Source organism: Hansschlegelia sp. KR7-227 (assembly GCF_049446035.1).
In the GTDB taxonomy this organism is placed as follows: domain Bacteria; phylum Pseudomonadota; class Alphaproteobacteria; order Rhizobiales; family Methylopilaceae; genus Methylopila.
The window spans coordinates 255,475-272,510 of record NZ_JBMSEA010000001.1 but is presented as its reverse complement, the minus strand read 5'-3'; the positions used below and the strand labels follow the sequence as shown (position 1 = coordinate 272,510).

At 70.1% G+C, this 17,036-nt stretch carries 17 protein-coding genes; 6 read left to right on the top strand and 11 right to left on the bottom strand.

Annotation, left to right across the window (positions count from 1 at the left end; translation table 11 throughout):
* Positions 1-37: 37 nt before the first annotated feature.
* Positions 38-1,087 carry a DNA topoisomerase IB gene (locus ACO2RJ_RS01200; protein WP_423266186.1) on the bottom strand — a complete coding sequence of 350 codons (1,050 nt, stop codon included), beginning with the start codon at positions 1,085-1,087 and terminating at the stop codon, positions 38-40.
* A 248-nt stretch (positions 1,088-1,335) separates the two neighbouring features.
* Between ACO2RJ_RS01200 and ACO2RJ_RS01195 the strand changes: the two genes are divergently transcribed.
* A complete protein-coding gene (locus tag ACO2RJ_RS01195) occupies positions 1,336-2,346 on the top strand; it encodes an asparaginase (protein ID WP_423266185.1) in 1,011 nt (336 codons plus the stop codon).
* Between the two features lie 104 nt (positions 2,347-2,450).
* Here ACO2RJ_RS01195 and ACO2RJ_RS01190 read toward each other — a convergent pair whose 3' ends face one another.
* Both ACO2RJ_RS01190 and ACO2RJ_RS01185 read right to left on the bottom strand, forming a co-directional pair.
* A complete protein-coding gene (locus ACO2RJ_RS01190; RefSeq protein WP_423266184.1) occupies positions 2,451-3,311 on the bottom strand; it encodes a transporter in 861 nt (286 codons plus the stop codon).
* 386 nt (positions 3,312-3,697) lie between these two features.
* Positions 3,698-5,065, bottom strand: coding sequence for a TIGR03808 family TAT-translocated repetitive protein (locus ACO2RJ_RS01185; RefSeq protein ID WP_423266183.1), 1,368 nt, complete (start codon positions 5,063-5,065; stop codon positions 3,698-3,700).
* 166 nt (positions 5,066-5,231) lie between these two features.
* Between ACO2RJ_RS01185 and ACO2RJ_RS01180 the strand changes: the two genes are divergently transcribed.
* Both ACO2RJ_RS01180 and ACO2RJ_RS01175 read left to right on the top strand, forming a co-directional pair.
* Positions 5,232-5,981: a TlyA family RNA methyltransferase gene (locus ACO2RJ_RS01180; protein ID WP_423266182.1), complete on the top strand. Its 750-nt coding sequence runs from the start codon at positions 5,232-5,234 to the stop codon at positions 5,979-5,981.
* 2 nt (positions 5,982-5,983) lie between these two features.
* Positions 5,984-7,228 carry a class I SAM-dependent RNA methyltransferase gene (locus ACO2RJ_RS01175; protein WP_423266181.1) on the top strand — a complete coding sequence of 415 codons (1,245 nt, stop codon included), beginning with the start codon at positions 5,984-5,986 and terminating at the stop codon, positions 7,226-7,228.
* Positions 7,229-7,233: 5 nt separating this feature from the next.
* Here ACO2RJ_RS01175 and ACO2RJ_RS01170 read toward each other — a convergent pair whose 3' ends face one another.
* Both ACO2RJ_RS01170 and fabI read right to left on the bottom strand, forming a co-directional pair.
* Positions 7,234-7,836 carry a histidine phosphatase family protein gene (locus ACO2RJ_RS01170; RefSeq protein WP_423266180.1) on the bottom strand — a complete coding sequence of 201 codons (603 nt, stop codon included), beginning with the start codon at positions 7,834-7,836 and terminating at the stop codon, positions 7,234-7,236.
* Entirely contained in the window at positions 7,833-8,651 is an 819-nt protein-coding gene (gene fabI / locus ACO2RJ_RS01165) for an enoyl-ACP reductase FabI (protein WP_423266179.1), read from the bottom strand. The genes ACO2RJ_RS01170 and fabI overlap by 4 nt, the downstream gene beginning before the upstream one ends.
* A 222-nt stretch (positions 8,652-8,873) precedes the next feature.
* Here fabI and ACO2RJ_RS01160 point away from each other — a divergent pair, with 222 nt between their 5' ends.
* Positions 8,874-9,344: a DUF1348 family protein gene (locus ACO2RJ_RS01160; RefSeq protein ID WP_423266178.1), complete on the top strand. Its 471-nt coding sequence runs from the start codon at positions 8,874-8,876 to the stop codon at positions 9,342-9,344.
* Between the two features lie 4 nt (positions 9,345-9,348).
* Here the strand turns inward: ACO2RJ_RS01160 and ACO2RJ_RS01155 are convergent, their stop codons facing one another.
* The 3 genes from ACO2RJ_RS01155 to ACO2RJ_RS01145 all read right to left on the bottom strand — a co-directional run bounded on the left by ACO2RJ_RS01155 (position 9,349) and on the right by ACO2RJ_RS01145 (position 11,647).
* Positions 9,349-9,981 carry a LysE family translocator gene (locus tag ACO2RJ_RS01155; RefSeq protein WP_423266177.1) on the bottom strand — a complete coding sequence of 211 codons (633 nt, stop codon included), beginning with the start codon at positions 9,979-9,981 and terminating at the stop codon, positions 9,349-9,351.
* Between the two features lie 110 nt (positions 9,982-10,091).
* Complete coding sequence (locus ACO2RJ_RS01150) at positions 10,092-11,042, bottom strand: DnaJ C-terminal domain-containing protein (RefSeq protein WP_423268882.1); 951 nt, start codon at positions 11,040-11,042, stop codon at positions 10,092-10,094.
* A gap of 110 nt (positions 11,043-11,152) precedes the next feature.
* The gene (locus tag ACO2RJ_RS01145) at positions 11,153-11,647 is read right to left on the bottom strand and encodes an RT0821/Lpp0805 family surface protein (RefSeq protein WP_423266176.1); all 495 of its coding nucleotides are present in this window, start codon (positions 11,645-11,647) and stop codon (positions 11,153-11,155) included.
* A gap of 175 nt (positions 11,648-11,822) precedes the next feature.
* On the opposite strand from ACO2RJ_RS01145, the gene pdxH reads away from it, so the two are divergent.
* Together pdxH and ACO2RJ_RS01135 are read left to right on the top strand one after the other, a co-directional pair.
* Complete coding sequence (pdxH, locus tag ACO2RJ_RS01140; protein WP_423266175.1) at positions 11,823-12,422, top strand: pyridoxamine 5'-phosphate oxidase; 600 nt, start codon at positions 11,823-11,825, stop codon at positions 12,420-12,422.
* Between the two features lie 28 nt (positions 12,423-12,450).
* A complete protein-coding gene (locus ACO2RJ_RS01135) occupies positions 12,451-13,365 on the top strand; it encodes an SDR family NAD(P)-dependent oxidoreductase (RefSeq protein ID WP_423266174.1) in 915 nt (304 codons plus the stop codon).
* A gap of 5 nt (positions 13,366-13,370) precedes the next feature.
* On the opposite strand, the gene ACO2RJ_RS01130 is transcribed toward ACO2RJ_RS01135, so the two are convergent.
* The 3 genes from ACO2RJ_RS01130 to ACO2RJ_RS01120 form a co-directional block, all read right to left on the bottom strand.
* Complete coding sequence (locus tag ACO2RJ_RS01130; RefSeq protein WP_423266173.1) at positions 13,371-15,731, bottom strand: putative bifunctional diguanylate cyclase/phosphodiesterase; 2,361 nt, start codon at positions 15,729-15,731, stop codon at positions 13,371-13,373.
* Between the two features lie 67 nt (positions 15,732-15,798).
* On the bottom strand, positions 15,799-16,776 hold the full coding sequence (locus tag ACO2RJ_RS01125; protein ID WP_423266172.1) for a magnesium transporter CorA family protein: 978 nt from the start codon (positions 16,774-16,776) through the stop codon (positions 15,799-15,801).
* Positions 16,777-16,780: 4 nt separating this feature from the next.
* Positions 16,781-17,029, bottom strand: a complete 249-nt coding sequence (locus ACO2RJ_RS01120; RefSeq protein ID WP_423266171.1) for an exodeoxyribonuclease VII small subunit — start codon at positions 17,027-17,029, stop codon at positions 16,781-16,783.
* Positions 17,030-17,036: the final 7 nt, after the last annotated feature.

The window sequence follows — 17,036 nt, the reverse complement described above, 5'->3', positions numbered from 1 at the left end:
TTCTCCCGACTGGACGCCGGACGCAAGCGGTTTGAGGTCACTTGCGGCGTTTGAGCCGCGTCACCAGCCGGGCGACCGTCTTCTCCGCGCGCCGCAGTCCGGGTCGTCCCCGCGCGCCGTCATGCGCAGCCTTGAGCGCGCCGGAGGCGAAGGCTTCCACCACGACGGCATGAACGTAGGATTTGCGCACGACCGCGGGGGTGTTCGAAAGCCTTTTGGACACGGCCCGCATCACTCCGGCCAGCTGCCGGCGCCGGCCCGTCTCGCTGACGGCGGGCTCGATGTCGACAAGGCTCTCGACGGCGGTCGCGCTGGCGCCCAGCGTCCTCAGGTCCTTCGCTGTGATCGGCAGCCCGGTGACGTCGCGGAGATAGGCGTTGACGTCGACGGAGGTGATCCGGCGCACCCTGCCGGTCTCGTCCTTGTACTGGAACAGCCGCCGGCCCGGCAGCGAGCCGACGCGGTCGAGCGCGCGGGCGAGCCGCCCCGACCGCAGGCTGACCTCGATGTCCTTGCCGCCCTTGCCGCGGAAACCGAGCTTCACCGTCTCGCCCCGCACCTTGACGTGGCGCTTCAGGAGCGTCGACGCGCCATGGGCCTTGTTGGAACGCACATAGGTCTCGCAGCCGACGCGGATATGGGTCTCGTCGATCAGCGCGACGGCCGACGCAAGCGCCTTGACCCGGCTTAGCTTCGGGCTCGCCATGTCGCGCGCGACGGCGGCCCGCAGCTTGGGAAGCGACTCAATCACCCGGTCGAGGCGCTCGACCTTTCGGGTCTCGCGAACCACGTCCCAATCCGGATGGTAGCGGTACTGCGTCCGACCGGCCTCGTCGCGGCCGGTGGCCTGGAGGTGGCGGCGCGCGTCGGCGGCGATCCGGACGTCTTCATAGGCCGGCGGAATGGCGAGCGAACGAATGCGCGCCAGCTGCTCCTCGTCGGTGACCCTGCGTCCCTTGCCGTCGAGGTAGACGAAACCTTGGCCGGCGCGCTTGCGCACGATCGATAGATCGCGCGGCGCCGTCAGCTTGAGACCGGCCTCGGCCGCGATTTCGGCGACCTGGGGGGCGTCCTCCTGTCCGGCCATCAGAGCGGTTTCCGAGACGGGATCATCGTGGCTTTCCTCGCCCGCGACGGGGCGCTCGGACCTCGGTCGTCGCGCCGCGCGTGAACGTTGCGGCTTCGCCCGGACTGGGCGGCGGCTTTCGCAGGCATCGAACAACGCTCGCATCGGATGGTGGTGCTGAAGAACCGCGGAGGTGGGTCTGTGGTTCCGCGCTCTCGCGCGCCGTCCCCGGCGAGGCTAGGCTTCGGCGTCGCTTCAGGGATGGCGCCATGAATGCTGCGATGACGTTGGTCGAGGTGACGCGCGGCCCGGCCGTCGAGAGTCGCCACGCGGGAGCCGTCGCGGTCGTCGACGCCGAGGGCGCCGTCGTGTTCTCGCTCGGCGACGTGACCCGGCCGACCTTCGCGCGCTCCAGCGTCAAGGCGCTCCAGGCCCTTCCGCTGGTCGAATCCGGAGCGGCGGAGCTCTTCGGCCTGTCGGACGTCGAGCTCGCTTTGACCTGCGCCTCGCATGGCGGCGAGCCCGAACATGTCGCGACCGCCGCAGGCGTCCTCGCCCGCCTCGGGCTCGACGCCGACGCGCTGGAATGCGGCGCGCACTGGCCCCTGAACGACGCGGCGGCGCGCGCGCTCGCCGCAAGCGGCGCCGGGCCGTCGGCCCTGCACAACAACTGTTCCGGCAAGCATGCGGGCTTCCTGTGCCTCGCCTGCGCCCTCGAGGTCGATCCTCGGGGCTATGTCGCGCCGGACCACCGTGTGCAGCGCGAGGTGACGGCCGCGCTGGAAGGAACGATGGCGGCCCGTCTCGACGACGCCGCGACCGGCGTCGACGGCTGTGGCGTGCCGACTTACGCGCTGCCGCTCGCGACGATCGCCCGCGGCTTCGCGCGCTTCGGCTCCGGCGTGGGTCTCGAGCCTGTTCGAGCCGGGGCGGCGCGGCGGCTGATGGAGGCGGCGTGGTCGGCGCCCTTCCAGATCGCGGGCTCGGGGCGCTTCGACACCGAGGCGATGCAGCTCTTGGCCGGCGCGGTCTTCGTCAAGGTCGGCGCTGAAGGCGTCCACGGGGCGGCGTTGCCGGAGCTCGGTCTGGGGATCGCGCTCAAGATCGAGGACGGCGCCAGCCGCGCCTCCGAGGCGGCGATGGCGGCGACGCTGCTGCGGATGCTGAAGCCCGCCGGCGAGGCCGGCGACTTCCTCGCCCGGCGGGCGGAGCGGCCGTTGCGCAACTGGGCCGGGGTCGAGGTCGGCGTCGTGCGCGCGACCGCCGCTCTCTCCGGCTGAAGACGGCAGGTTCGGACCTCTTCGCCCAAACGAAAACGGGGACGCCAGAGGCGTCCCCGTTCCGTAGATCCCCCCGTGGGACCCGCTTCAGCGCTGAGCAGAACTCAGTACTTGGTGACCAGCGGGGTCATCGGGGCTTCCGGCGTGTACAGCGGGATGATGATGCGGGTGAAGAGACGCGTGTCCTTGCCGCCGTAGTTCCGCTGATAGACGTCGCGCGTCAGGTAGGCCTGGAGAATGACCGGGCCGAAGTTGTAGCCGACGAGCGGTCCGAGCGCGATCTGGCGCTGCTTGTCGTAGCCGACGTTCTTGAGGCTGCGCGGGACGTTGTAGTCGGTCGAACCGAAGGCGGCGAGACCGAACTCCCACTTGCCGAAGGTCTTGGTGGCCGTCACGTCAAGGTTGAAGAAGTCGGGGTAGTCGTAACCCTTCGACTCATCGATGTGAATGCCGTTGATGAGGTTCGCCGTCAGGTTCCAACCGTCAGCCGTGTAGCTGATCGCAGCCGCATGGTTGAACGAGGTGGAGCGGAAGCGGACGTCCTTGTCGCCGATGTTGAAGTAGGCGCCGGCGTAGTAGCTGAAGCCGAGGCCGCCGCCGAGGTCCCAGGCGAGCTGGAGAGCCGCGAAGGGGTTGTAGAACCCGTAGTTGTTCGGGCCGTTCTCGACCGACGCATGGATCAGCGGCGTGGCGACGAGCACCTGCACGCGGGCGCCGGCGATCTGCCAGGGGGTCGACCAGGCGATGACGGGGATGTCGACGCCGACGCTGACGTCGTGGCCCGGCTGCTTGCGCACGCCCCAGTCGAGCGTGTTGACGAAGTAGACGCCTTCCGGAAGCGGAGCGCCCGCGGCCAGACCGACGCGCTCGCCGGGCTGCGTGACCGAACCCGCGAGGGCTCCCGTCACCGACGCGCCGAGAGCGAGAGCCCCGACCGCCGCAATCTTGAGTGCCTTATGAAGCATGTTGCCTTTCCTCCGATCGGCGCCCTGCCGGGAACGCCGCCTTACCCGAATGACTTTCGTTTCCGCCTTTTCGGTTCGGTTCCTTCCGTCCCCAAAACAGAAACCCGTCGGACACTGAACCGATGGCTCAACGAGCGCCCCCGACTCGGGCGCCGCCATCAGCAGAGGACAGTTTTTAGGCGTCGAAAGCTACCGGAATCGCCGGCTCCGGCCCCCGTGAGGACACAACTGTCTCCGAAATGTCGCAACTCCGTGATGGTAGGAATCGCTTAACAAATGAGGGAGTAGCGCCCCGTGTGGACGCACTGGTTGTGCAAATTCTAAAGAGATCAGAGAGTTGCGGGCAGGTCGACGACGCGGCGTCCGGCGCCGCCATAATGGGCGCCCTAGCGAATGGTGTTTTGGGCGATCGTAAGGCCGGGTAGTCCCCCTCCTCCGCCGACCGCAAGATCGGGGGTCGCGACGTCCCACCAGCGGTAGCCGAAGACCGCGCCGCGACGGGAGCCCGTGATCGTGTTGCCGACGATGGTGGCGGGACCCGCGCCGTCGACGACGGAGACGCCGATTCCGACCTCGCAATTGCGCACCACATTGCCCGACACGGTGACGTCCCGGAGATAGGGACCGAAGCCCAGCGCGATGCCGATGTCGGCGGCGTTCTCGACGACGTTGCCGGTTACCGCCACGTCCGCCTCCACGCCGATGCCGACGCCGTAGCCGTCGCTCTTCTCGTCGAGCCTTTTGCGACGGAACAGGTTGCGGACGACGTTGCCGACCACGGTTCCCAGCCGGCCGCCTTCGTTGAAATTGGCGACGGCGATCCCGCTCGCCGCGCCGTCCACCAGGTTTCCGGAGATGACCGTACCGGAGAAGCCGAACTCGACGTAGAGGGCGGTTTCACCACAGTCGAGGCACAGATTGTCGGAGACCATGACGTCGTCGGCCATGTGGGCGCGCACCGCCGTGAACGCCGGGCGGCGAATCACGTTGTTCGCGACCGAGACCCCGCTCGCCTTGGACAGGTTGATCGCATTGCCGTTCCAGCCCAGGCCGCCGTCGAGCGCGCCGACGTCCTCGATCCGGTTGCGCGAGACGATCGAAGGGTCGTCGCCCTTGTCGGTCCGCCGGATCAGCACGCCATTGTTACGGCAGCCCCGGATCAGGCAATCGGTGACCGCGACCCCCTTCCCATCCATCGAGAGCAGGGCCGAGTAGCGCGCGTTCTCGATCCGGCAGCCGCGCACCGCGCCGCCCGAGCGGAACATCACGATCCCGGAGCCGCCGCCGTTGATCACGGCGACCTCGTCGAGCGTGAGCTCCGCCACGTCCTCGAGGTTCAGCACGCCGGACTGAGCGAGGGTCGGGATGTTCGCGCCGTCGAGCACGAGCCCGCGCATCCGCACCCGCTTCAGTCCGCGGCCGATGAACAGCGGTCCGCGGTCCGACAGTTCCAGTCGCGTGAGGTCCGGCGCGCCGATGAGCGAGACGCCGTCGGGAAGCTCGACCTTCGCGATGCGATATGCGCCGGGACCGAGCGCGAGCGGCCGTCCCTCGCGCGCGGCGCGCTCCAGCGCCCGGGCGAAAGCGCGGCTCTGATCGGCCTCGCCCGGCCTCACGCCGAGCGCGCCCGCGTCGAGCGCCCCCGGCGCGGCCTCGGCGAGCCCCGGCGCGGAAGCAAGGCCGGCGAAGGCTGCGGCGGTCGCGACGAACCGCCGGCGGGACACGTCGGGAGCGTGATCCGGGCGATGGGGCACGATGCGTCTCCGGCAGGGCCTGCTGGCAAGGGCGTCCGGCGGCTCTTGTCGCGGACACTATGGCCAAGGACGCCTTCGAAAACGTTGCGCCGGCGGGCGACGGCCGCTCGGCGGCGGCGCGCGTTGTCTGCTAAGGCTCGCTGCCACGCGAATGGATGCCGACGTCATGTCTCCCCTGCCCGCCCGCCGCCGCGCCGATCTGCTGCTCGTCGAACGCGGCCTGTTCGACAGCCGCGCCAAGGCGCAGGCGGCGATCGCGGCCGGACGCGTGTTCGCGGACGGGGCGCCGGTGGCGCGCGCCTCCGATGGCCTGAGCGCCGACGCCCGCATCGAGGCCGCGCCGGCGCATCCTTACGTCTCGCGCGGCGGCGTGAAGCTCGCCTTCGCGCTCGACGCCTTCGGGATCGACGTCACGGGCCTCCACGCCCTCGACGTCGGCGCGTCGACCGGCGGCTTCACGCAGGCGCTGCTGATGCGCGGCGCGGCGCATGTGACCGCGGTCGATGTCGGACGCGGTCAGCTTCATCCGAGCCTCATCGCGGATCCGCGCATCCTCAGCCTCGAAGCGACCGACATCCGGGCCCTCGCGCCAAGCGCCCTGCCCCGCCGGCCGGACATCGTGGTCGTCGACGTGAGCTTCGCGCCGCTCGCGGTGGCGTTGCCCCCTGCGGCCGCGCTCGCCGCGCCCGCGGCCACGCTGGTCGCGCTGGTGAAGCCTCAGTTCGAGGTCGGCCGGCGCGACGTCGGCAAGGGCGGGATCGTGAAGGACGAGGCCGCGCGCGAACGGGCGGTCGCCGCGGCCGAAGCGCTGGCCGCCACGCTCGGTTTCGCGGTGCTCGGCGTCGTCCCCTCGCCGATCTCGGGCGGCGACGGGAACATCGAGTATCTGCTCGCCGCCCGACGGGCGGAGGGGTGACGATGTTCGGCCTGGAGACCGTACGGATCGACCGCCTCGGCCACCGCGGCGACGGGATCGCGGAGACGGAAGGCGGCCCGGTCTTCGTCGCGCGGGCGTTGCCGGGGGAGCGCGTCGAGATCGAACGTTCGGGCGAGCGCGGACGCCTCGAGCGCGTTCTGGAGCCCTCGCCGGACCGCGTCGAGGCGTATTGCCCGGCGGTCGGCGTCTGCGGCGGCTGCGCGACGCAGGAGCTGTCCCAGGACGTCGCCCTGGCCTGGAAACGCGCCTTGCTGATCGAGGCCTTCGCGCGCGAGGGTCTCGACGTCGGAGAGCGCGTCGCTCCCGCGGTGGACGCCCATGGCGACGGACGGCGCCGGGCGACCTTCCACGCGCGCTTCGACGCCTCCGGCGCGCTCGCGGTCGGTTTCGCGGAGGCCCGCAGCCACGCCATCGCGCCGATCGCGGCCTGCCCGCTTCTGGCGCCGGGCCTTGCCCGCGCGCTCGACGCCGCCCGCAAGATCGCGACGACCGTCGCAAGCCGCCGAAAGCCGCTCGACCTGATCGCGACCGCCACCGCGACCGGCCTCGACATCGACGTGCGCGGCCTCGGGCCGCCGCCGGAGGCGATGCGGCTGGCGCTGGTCGGGCTCGCGGAGCGGCTCGACCTCGCGCGGCTGTCGATCCATGGCGACGTCGTCGTCGAGCGCCGAAAGCCGACGCTCTTCATCGGGCGCGCGACCGTCACGCCCCCGCCCGGCGGCTTCCTGCAGGCGACCGAGCTCGGCGAACGCACGCTCGCGGAACTGGCCGCCGCGGCGGTCGGAAAGGCCAAGCGGGTCGCCGATCTGTTCTGCGGCGTCGGCGCCTTCGCGCTGCGGCTCGCGGAGATAGCCGAGGTGTTCGCAGCCGACGCCGAGCGTCCTGCGGTCGCTGCGCTCGCGGCGGCCGCCAACCGGGCTCAGGGGCTGAAGCGCGTCGCCACGGAGCCGCGCGACCTGTTCCGGCGGCCTCTTACGCCGCTCGAGCTGTCGCGCTTCGACGCCGTGGTCTTCGACCCGCCGCGCGCCGGCGCCGAGGCCCAGACCCGCGCGCTTGCGGCGTCCAAGGTGAAGACGGTGGTCGCGGTCTCCTGCAACGCCGCGACCCTCGCCCGCGATTCGGCGATGCTCGTCGCCGGCGGCTGTCGCCTGGTCCGCGTCACGCCGGTCGACCAGTTCCGCCATTCCGCGCATGTCGAGGCCGTCGCCGTGTTCCAGCGCGGCTGATCAGCCTAGCTCCAGCGCCACCCGCCCTGCTCGAACAGGATCGCCCGCCCCTGGTGGATGCGCATCTCCGGAAGGCTCGCCGTGTCCGCCCCGCCGATCGCGGCGAGCAGCCCGCGCGCGACGCCGCCATGGGCGACGATCACGCAAGGGACGGTCAGGCTCTCCACGAAGGGCTGAAGCCGCGCGACCAGGTCGACATAGCTCTCTCCGTCCGGCGGACGGTGCGTCCAGCGGTTCGCGGCGCGGGCGCGGATCGCGGCGGGTTCGCGTTCGCCGACCTCCCGGAAGGTCGAGCCCTCCCAGCGGCCGAACGACATCTCGCGCAGCCGGTCGTCCCGGTCGAAGCCCTCGGGGTCGAGGCCCATCGCGCCCCGCATCAGCCGCATCGTCTCGACCGCGCGCGACAGCGGGCTGGCGACGAAGGCGCGCGCGGCGATGTCCGGAAACGCCCTGATCAGCGTTCGGCCGACCGCCGCGGCCTGGTCGCGGCCGCGGGCGTTGAGCGGGATGTCCGTCCCGCCCTGCAGCCGGCCGGCGACGTTCCAGTCGGTCTCGCCGTGGCGGACGAAGACGATCGACGGCCGCGCGACGGCGCCGCCCTCCGTCACGCCTTCTCGACGCTGAGATCGGGCGCGTCCGGGTTCTTCATGCCGACGATGTGGTAGCCGGCGTCGACATGGTGGACTTCGCCGGTCACGCCGCGGCCGAGGTCGGAAAGAAGATACAGCGCGGAATCGCCGACCTCCTCGATCGAGACCGTCCGGCGGAGCGGCGAATTGTACTCGTTCCACTTGAGGATGTAGCGGAAGTCGCCGATGCCCGAGGCCGCCAGCGTCTTGATCGGGCCGGCCGAGATCGCGTTGACGCGGATGTTCTGAGGTCCAAGATCGGCCGCGAGATAGCGCACGCTCGCCTCGAGCGCCGCCTTCGCGACGCCCATGACGTTGTAGTGCGGCATCCATTTCTCGGCGCCGTAATAGGTCAGCGTCAGGATCGAGCCGCCGCCGCCCATCAGCTTTTCCGCCCGCTGCGCGACCGCGGTCAGCGAGTAGCAGGAGATGAACATCGTCTTGTGGAAGTTGTCCGCAGTCGTCTCGATGTAGCGGCCGTCGAGCTGGTCCTTGTCGGAAAAGGCGATGGCGTGGACCAGGAAGTCCAGCCCGCCCAGAACCTCGCCGGTCTTCTCGAAGACCGCGTCGATCGTCGCTCCGTCGGTGACGTCGCAATGGCCGACGACCTCCGCGTTCAGTTCGGCGGCGAGCGGCTCGACGCGCTTGCGCAGGGCGTCGCCCTGATAGGTGAAGGCGAGCTTCGCGCCGGCGTTGGCGCAGGCCTTGGCGATGCCCCAGGCGATCGACCGGTTGTTGGCGACGCCCATCACGAGCCCGCGCTTGCCGGCCATCAAGCCCTGGACTTCGGTCATCAACACACCCCTGCGACGCGAAACCCGCGAGACGGCGTTCGCTATCGCACACGCCCTGAAGGGCTTCAAGCCGCGCGGCCCGGCCCCGGCTCACAGCGCGTTTCGCTCGCCGACAGAAGCGAGCGCCGATCGAGCGCGCTTGGAGCGATTGACGATCGGCCCGCCGGCGTGATCCGGTCGCGCCTTGCCTGCCGCTGCTCGCCCGCCGATCCGGAGACGCCGATGTCCGAACCGCGCCCGCCTTTGCCGCCCTTCACGTTCGAGACGGCGACCCTCAAGGCCCGCAAGGCGGAGGACGCCTGGAACACCCATGAGCCGGAGCGGGTCTCGCTCGCCTACACCGAGGACAGCACGTGGCGGAACCGGTCCGAGTTCTTCACGGGGCGGCCCGCGATCGTCGCCTTCCTCACCCGCAAATGGGAGAAGGAGCTCGACTACCGGCTGATCAAGGAGCTGTGGGCGTTCCACGACAACCGCATCGCCGTGCGCTTCCAGTATGAGTGGCGCGACCATGAGGATCGCTGGTTCCGCTCTTACGGCAACGAGCAATGGGAGTTCGACGAGCGCGGCCTGATGCGTCGCCGTGAAGCGAGCATCAACGACGTGCCGATCAAGGCGAGCGACCGCAAGTTTCTCTGGCCCAAGGGCCCGCGGCCGGACGACTTCCCGGGGCTCACGGCGTTGGGCCTCTGAGGCCTCAACGGCGCGAATCGAGAGCCATCTTGAGGGCGAGCGCGCCGAGCACGCCGCCCATCAGCCAGCGTTGCGCGCGCAGCCACAGCGGTCGCGTCCCCAGAAAGCCCGCGATGCTTCCGGCCCCCACCGCGATCATCGCGTTCACCGCGACCGACACGGCGATCTGCGTCGCTCCCAGGCTCAGCGTCTGCGGCAGCACGCCTCCGCGGCCGGGATCCACGAATTGCGGAAGCAGCGCGAGATAGACCATCGCGATCTTCGGGTTGAGCAGATTGGTGACGAGCCCCATTGCGAACAGCTTCGCGGGCCGCTCGACCGGCAGCGCGGCGACCTGGAACGGCGAACGTCCGCCCGGCCTCAGGGCCTGCCAGGCGAGCCATCCGAGATAGAGCGCCCCGCCCAGCCGCAACGCGTCATAGGCGTATGGGATCGCGACGATGAGGGCGGTCAGGCCGAGGGCCGCGCACAGCATCCAGACCACGAAGCCGAGCGCGACGCCGCCGAGCGAGATCAGTCCCGCCCTCGGCCCCTGGCAGATCGAACGCGAGACCAGATAGATCATGTTCGGCCCCGGCGTCAGCACCATGCCGAGCGCGATGGCCGCGAAGGCGAGCAGCGTCGTGACGTCGGGCATCGTCCGAAAAGCCTTGATCGACGGGCGGTCGCAGCACAGCGCGTTCCGCCCATCGAATCAAACGCGCATCGCTGATCGGACCCGTTCGTCCCGCTGATGGGACTGCGTCGTCAGCGCCGCGGCTCGTAAGGCGCGTTCGCCTTCATCGCCTCGGCGTATTCGGTGAGCCGGGGGTCGCCGCCTTTCGGCAACGCGATCCTGAGAGCGACCAGAAGATCGCCGAAGCCGTCCTTGGCCGCGACCCCCTTGCCGCGCAGGCGCAGCGTCCGGCCGCCGTCGGACCCGGGCGGCACCTTCATCTCCACCGCTCCGTCGAGGGTCGGCACCCGCACCTTGGCGCCGAGCACGGCTTCGTAGAGGGTGATGGGAACCTCGACGCGTATGTCCTTGCCCTCCGCCGTGAATTGGGGGTCGGCCCCCACCATGACGGTGATGAGCGCGTCGCCGGCCGGCCCGCCGAACCCGCTCGGCATGCCCTGGCCCTTCAGGCGGATGGCCTTGCCGGGCTCGATGCCGGCCGGGATCGCGACCTCGAGCTCCTTGCCGTTCGGCAGCCGCATGCGCTGCTTGGCCCCGCGCGCCCAGTCGCGGAACGGCACCGTCACCTCGGCCTGCAGGTCTTCGCCGCGCGGCGGCTCGCCGCCTCCGAAGCCGGCGCTCGCGCGCGGGCGCCGGCCGCCGAAGGCGCTCAGAATCTCTTCGAACATGTCGGAATCGGCGCCCGCTCCCCGGGTCCGCGTCCCGCCGAACGGGCCGCCGGGCGTGAACTCGTAGTCGAATCGCTGACCTCGCCCGCCGGCCGCGCCCGCGCCGGGCCCAGCGAAACCCTGGAAGCGCGGCTTGCCTTCGGCGTCGATCTCGCCGCGGTCGAACTGGCCGCGCTTGGTCTCGTCGGACAGCAGCTCGTAGGCCGCGCCGATCTCGGCGAAGCGCTCCTTCGCCGTCGGGTCGTCCGGCTTCTGATCGGGGTGCCAGGTCTTGGCGAGCTTGCGGTAGGCTTTCTTGATCTCGGCCGCAGCCGCAGAGCGCGCCACGCCGAGCACGTCGTAAGGGTCGCGCATCGGGTCGGGATGTCCGTCCATGTGTGGGGGCGAGCCCGTGACTGTCGCGCGGGACGCCGGCTCCTACCAATGTGGGCGGATGTGACGCGAATGCAACAGTTTCTGGAGGCTCAGAGCGTGCGACTTGCTGTCGTGCGGATGGCGACCGCCTCCCAATAGCCGGCCGCCGTGCGGCAGGCGGTGCCTTCCAGGCGCTGCTCGCGTCCGCCGCCGGAATGGCTCGCGGCGAACGGACGGCAGGTCGCGCCGTTCTCGATCACCGGTCCGGCCAGCGCGCTGAAGGCGCCGTAGGCGCCGGAGTCCGGATTCGCCCAGGGCACAGACGCGTTGTTCGCCTCGGCGCCCATGGCGAGGCTGAGCGCGCCGCGGGCGTAGGGCCAGTCGGACGGCGTCAACGCGGGTTCGTCGACCGAGGCGCGAGGCGGAGCGTAGGCCGCCGGAGCGAGCCCCGAAGCCGGAGCGGGAGCCGCGGCGGCTCCAGGCGGCGGAGCGAGCGGCGCCTTGGTCACGGCGTCGCGCGCGACCGGCGTGATGGCCGCGTCGCGCCTCTCGATGCTGCCCGTCTTGAGGTCGTCGCCCTCAGGACCGAACAGCGGATAGGACACGCTGCAGGCTCCGAGGCCGAGCGAGAGCAGGCAGGCCGCGGCGCCACGCAACCGCGCTCGCGGGGCGCGCGGCGCTCGTGTAGGACAGGCGGGCTTCGTCATGCGCGGATCGAGGCTACGCATCGCTACTCGAAAACTCCTTGATCGCGCGACGAGTTAACGCCAGGAGCCGTTAATGTCCGGTGACTTCCACGCGACCGACGACCCGTTCGATGTTTTCGACTCATGGTTCGAGGAGGCCCGGGCGTCCGAGATCAACGATCCCAACGCGATGGCGCTTGCGACCGTCGACGCGGACGGCCTCCCGGACGTCCGCGTGGTGCTGATGAACGGCTACGATCGGCGGAGTCTGGCCTTCTACACGAATGTCGGAAGCGCCAAGGGGCGACAGCTCGATGGGCGTCCGAAGGCGGCGGCCGTGTTCCACTGGAAGTCGCTGCGCCGGCAGGTGCGGTTCCGCGGCCCGGTCGAACGCGTGACCGACGCCGAGGCCGACGCCTATTACGCCACGCGCCCGAGGCTCAGCCGCATCGGCGCCTGGGCCTCGAGGCAATCGCAACCGCTGGCGTCGCGCGCCGAACTGGAGCAGGCGGTCGCGCGCCGAGAAGCGCAGTTCGAGGGCGGCGACCCGCCGCGGCCGGAGTGGTGGACGGGCTACCGCATCGTCCCCATTTCGATCGAGTTCTGGCTCGACCAACCGTTCCGGCTCCACGACCGCGCCGAGTTCCGTCGCGACGGCGGCGGCGGGTGGACCCGAACCCGACTCTACCCTTGACGCCGAGCCCTCTTCCCAGGACCTGCCCATGAGCGCGCCCGACGATCCGAACGCTGCGAACGAGCCCGCGGCCTGCCCCTTCACCGGCGCGCGTCCAGGCGACGCCGCGCCGGGCGCGTCGGCGGCGCCCGCGGCGACCGCGCAGGGACCGGGAGCGCCGGCGCCGAAGCAGCCGTCTCCGGCCTCGCGCCCGACGCGCCCCGGCTCCAACGAACCGCGCAAGACGCTGCTGCTGACCGGCGCCAGCCGCGGCATCGGGCATGCGACGGTCAAGCGCTTTTCCGCCGCAGGCTGGCGCGTCATCACCTGCTCGCGCCACGCCTTCCCCGAGGAGTGCCCGTGGGGCGCGGGGCCCGAGGACCACGTTCAGGTCGATCTCGCCGATCCCGACAACACCCTCGCCGCCATCGGCGAGATCCGCGAGCGCCTGGAGGGCGGCGAGCTGCATGCGCTCGTCAACAATGCCGGCATTTCCCCGAAGGGCCCGAACCGCGAGCGGATGGGCGCGCTCGACACCGCGCTCGAGGACTGGAAGACGGTCTTTCAGGTCAATTTCTTCGCGCCGGTCATGCTCGCGCGCGGGCTCGCGGAGGAGCTCAAGGCCGCGCGCGGGTCGATCGTCAACGTAACGTCGATCGCGGGCGGCCGAGTCCACCCTTTCGCTGGCGCGGCCTACGCGACGTCGAAGGCCGCGCTCAACTCCCTGACCCGCGAGATGGCCGCCGATTTCGGTCCGTTGGGGGTGCGCGTGAACGCGATCGCGCCTGGCGAGATCGACACCGCGATCCTGTCGCCCGGCACCGAAAAGCTCGTCGGACAGATACCGCTCCGACGGCTCGGCACGCCGGACGAGGTCGCGAAGACGATCTATTTTCTCTGCACCGAGAGCTCGTCCTACGTGACGGGCGCCGAAATCCACATCAATGGCGGCCAGCACGTGTGAACGCGTCAGCCGGCGGCGCGCATCCGCTGCTTGGCGAAGACGCTGTCGAAGGACACGACCGGGCTTGGACGTCCGACCAGATAGCCCTGGATCTCTTCGCAGCGCAGCTCCGCGAGGAAGGCCCGCTGCTCCGGCGTCTCGACGCCCTCCGCCGTGATGGGCATGTCAAGGCTGGCGCCGAGGGCGACCACCGCGCGCACGATGGCCTTGGCCTGCGGACTGGTGGACAGCGTCCTGATGAAGGAGGCGTCGATCTTGATGCGATCGAACGGAAAGGACTGCAGGTAGGACAACGAAGAGTACCCTGTCCCGAAGTCGTCCATCGCGATCTGCACGCCAAGAGCCTTCAGGCGCCGCAGGGTCAGAAGCGCGCCGTTGAGATCGTCGAGCAGGACGCCTTCTGTGATCTCCAGCTCAAGCCTCCGCGCGGGAAGCCCCGTGTCGAGCAGGATGGAGTGCACGAGGTCGACGATGTCGCCATGCTGGAACTGCACCGGGGAGAGGTTGACGGCCACCTTGCCCGGCTTCACCCAGCCCATCGCCTCGCGGCAGGCGGTGCGCAGCACCCATTCCCCGATCGGCACGATCGCGGCGGTCTCTTCGGCCACGGGGATGAACTGAACCGGCGGCACCACGCCGCGCGTCGGATGCTTCCAACGGACGAGCGCCTCGAAGCCGACGATCTCGCCGGTTTCGGTGTTGGCCTGGGGCATCCAATGCAGAAAGATCTCGTTTCGGCTGACGGCGGTCGCCAGATCCTGCTGCAGGGCTCGGCGCTCGCGCAACGCCAGGTCCATCTCCGGCTCGAATCCGCGCGCGAGGCCCCGGCCATCCGCCTTCGCGCGGTACAGCGCGGCGTCGGCGTTGGCGAACAGCGCGTCGACATTCGCGCCGTGGTAGGGATAGACCGCAAAGCCCACCGAGGCCCCGCAGCGCATTGTCCGGCCGGCGATGACCGTCTCCGTGTTCAGCCGCTCGGTGATGCGCAGCGCCAGCTTGTCGGCGTCGCCCGCGTCGGGTCCCGTGCCGATCACGACGAACTCGTCGCCGCCGAGACGGAACGTCATGGCGTCCGACGCGGCCGCCATGATGCGCCGCGCGGCCGTGCGCAACAGCTCGTCGCCGGCGGCGTGGCCGAATACGTCGTTGACCTCCTTGAACTTGTCGAGGTCGACGCAGAACAGCGCGACCTCGCCCCCGCGCTTCAGAGCCGTGGCCAGCGCCTCGTTGAAGGCGGCGCGGTTGGCGAGACCCGTCAGCGGGTCATGATAGGCGAGATGGCGGATCTGGTGCTCTTTGCGGCGCTGCTCGGAGAGATCGCGCAGGGTGAACACACGCTGCGCCCGCCCCTGCATCGCGACGTCGCGGCTCGAGATCTCGACCCAGGCGGATTCGCCCCCGAGCGTCCGGAGCGCGATTTCCTGGGGCTTGGCGAGGGTCGCCGACAACAGGCGGTCCGGATCCGGGGCGTCGACGAAGTCGCGAAAGGCGCGGCCTCGCATCATCGACGGATCGAGCCCGGCGAGCCGCGCGGCCGCGACGTTGACGTCGACGATCCGCATGTCGGCGCAGATCACGATGCCCTCTCGCGTGAGATCGGCGAAGGTTCGGTCGCGATCGACCTCGCCGTTCGCGGCGCGCAGGTCCGCCAACGCGGCGCCGAAGGCGAGGGCGAGCACGGCCAGCGCCGAAAGCGACGCGCAGAGCAGCAGGAGACGCGCGCTGACGGCGCTGGCTGGCATGGCGACCTGCGCATCCGGCGTAAAGTGCAAGGAGGCGAGGACGAGCACATGGTAGGCGAGGGCCGTGGCTCCGATCAGCGCCGCCCCGCACAGACGTCCAACCCACGAGTCACGCGCGCTCAGGGCGAAGCCAATCCCGGACACGGCCGCCGCGAGAACGCCCGCCAGCAGCAGGGTCGTGTGATGGACGTCGACATAGCCCGGCGCCCGAACCGCCGCGACGCCGACAAAATGGACCACTGCGATCGAAAGCCCGACGATCGCGCCGCCCAGGGCGGCGGCGGCGGGAGCCCCTCCCGCGAACGCGGGGGACGCGATCGACAGACCCACCGCCGACATCACCAAGGAGACGACAAGAGCGAAGCCGGTCATGGCGAGATCGAAATTCGCGCCCCACGCCTCCCCTGCCGGCGCGATCGCGATCACGTGCGTCAGCCAGACGACGACGCCGCTCACGCCCACGGCGACCGTGAAGTCCAGCGACCTTGAAGCGGACAGCTTCGCTCTCTCGGTCCGCCGCAGGAGCGGCGCTATCAGCGCGGCTCCCAACACGCCGCAGCCCCCGATCAGCGCGAGGCTGGTCGCGCTGTGGCCATAGGCCAGGGCATGCGTGACGATCTGCATAATCGGGCCCGGAGAGCGATCTGTCGCCTACCGTAGGCCGCACGCGATAAAATTCTGTTAGCGGGCCCTACAACCAGCGCCGCCACTTGAAGATCAGATACGGAACCACGGCGCTGATCAGCATGAGGGCGAGCGCGAACGGATAGCCGTGCGCCCATTTCAGCTCCGGCATGGACTCGAAGTTCATGCCGTAGATCGAGGCCACAAGCGTCGGTGGAAGGAAGACGACCGCCATCACCGAGAACAGCTTGACGATGTCGTTCTGGGCGAGCCCGACCATGCCCAACATGGCGTCCAGCAGAAAGGTGATCTTGTCGTTGAGGAAACCGGCATGCTCCAGCAGCGATGCGACGTCCCGCTGCATCGGCTTCAGCTGGACCATGATGTCCTTCTTCGGCTTGAGGCCCTCCACCTCGGCTGAAAAATAGACCAGCACGCGTTGGACGGTGACCAGGCTCTCGCGTGTTTTAGAAAGGATGTCGCCGTTGCGCCCGATCGACTTGAGGAGCGCCTGGTACGGCTTGCGGTAGGCCTGCGCGCCGACCCTCTGGAAGATGGTGCGCGACAGGTCGTCCGCGTCGGCGCCGAGATGCTCGAGCACGTCGGCGAGCCGGTCGACGACGGCGTCGACAAGCCCCACGAAGACGCCTTCGGCGGTCTGGGCGCCGGGGATCGGCCCTTTGCAGGCGCGCGCGGCGAAGATCTCGAACGATTTCGGATCGTCATACCGGACGGTGACCAGCGCCCGCGGGGTCACGATGAAGGTGACGGCCGTGAGATGCGGCAGCGCCGTGTCGGCTTTGCACAACAGCGACGCCGTCATGTAGCGCGCGCCGTTCTCCACGTAGAGCCGGCTCGACGGCTCGATCTCGACCATCTCCTCGCGCGTCGGCACGCTCGCGCCGACCGTCTCCTCGACGAAGCGGTCCTCGGCGGCGCTGGGTCCTAGGAGGTCGATCCAGACGACGTCGTCGGGCAGCGCGGCGCCAGCCCTCCAATCGACGCGCTCGAGGCCGCCGTTGCGCGCGGCGAAGGCGATCAGCACGCCGTCATTCCGGATCGAGCGGCTTCACGCCGGACGGCGCTCCATCGGCGCCGACGGCGATGGTCTCGACGCGCGCTTCGGCGCGCTTGAGCAGTTCGTCGCAGCGCGCCTTCAGCGCCTCGCCGCGCTGATAGATCTCGATCGACTCCTCGAGCGGCGCCTGGCCCTGCTCAAGCCGCGCGACGATCCTCTCGAGCTCGGCGAGCGCGGCTTCGAAGGTCAGCGTGGACACGTCCGGCGCGGCGTCGGTCACGGATGCG

What these genes read in the sequence shown, in the direction of transcription:
- ACO2RJ_RS01200 (WP_423266186.1), bottom strand. Translation starts at nt 1,087, where the DNA reads ATGGCCGGACAGGAGGACGCCCCCCAGGTCGCCGAAATCGCGGCCGAG.
- ACO2RJ_RS01195 (WP_423266185.1), top strand. Translation starts at nt 1,336, where the DNA reads ATGAATGCTGCGATGACGTTGGTCGAGGTGACGCGCGGCCCGGCCGTC.
- ACO2RJ_RS01190 (WP_423266184.1), bottom strand. Translation starts at nt 3,311, where the DNA reads ATGCTTCATAAGGCACTCAAGATTGCGGCGGTCGGGGCTCTCGCTCTC.
- ACO2RJ_RS01180 (WP_423266182.1), top strand. Translation starts at nt 5,232, where the DNA reads ATGTCTCCCCTGCCCGCCCGCCGCCGCGCCGATCTGCTGCTCGTCGAA.
- ACO2RJ_RS01175 (WP_423266181.1), top strand. Translation starts at nt 5,984, where the DNA reads ATGTTCGGCCTGGAGACCGTACGGATCGACCGCCTCGGCCACCGCGGC.
- fabI (WP_423266179.1), bottom strand. Translation starts at nt 8,651, where the DNA reads ATGACCGAAGTCCAGGGCTTGATGGCCGGCAAGCGCGGGCTCGTGATG.
- ACO2RJ_RS01160 (WP_423266178.1), top strand. Translation starts at nt 8,874, where the DNA reads ATGTCCGAACCGCGCCCGCCTTTGCCGCCCTTCACGTTCGAGACGGCG.
- ACO2RJ_RS01155 (WP_423266177.1), bottom strand. Translation starts at nt 9,981, where the DNA reads ATGCCCGACGTCACGACGCTGCTCGCCTTCGCGGCCATCGCGCTCGGC.
- ACO2RJ_RS01150 (WP_423268882.1), bottom strand. Translation starts at nt 11,042, where the DNA reads ATGCGCGACCCTTACGACGTGCTCGGCGTGGCGCGCTCTGCGGCTGCG.
- pdxH (WP_423266175.1), top strand. Translation starts at nt 11,823, where the DNA reads ATGTCCGGTGACTTCCACGCGACCGACGACCCGTTCGATGTTTTCGAC.
- ACO2RJ_RS01135 (WP_423266174.1), top strand. Translation starts at nt 12,451, where the DNA reads ATGAGCGCGCCCGACGATCCGAACGCTGCGAACGAGCCCGCGGCCTGC.
- ACO2RJ_RS01130 (WP_423266173.1), bottom strand. Translation starts at nt 15,731, where the DNA reads ATGCAGATCGTCACGCATGCCCTGGCCTATGGCCACAGCGCGACCAGC.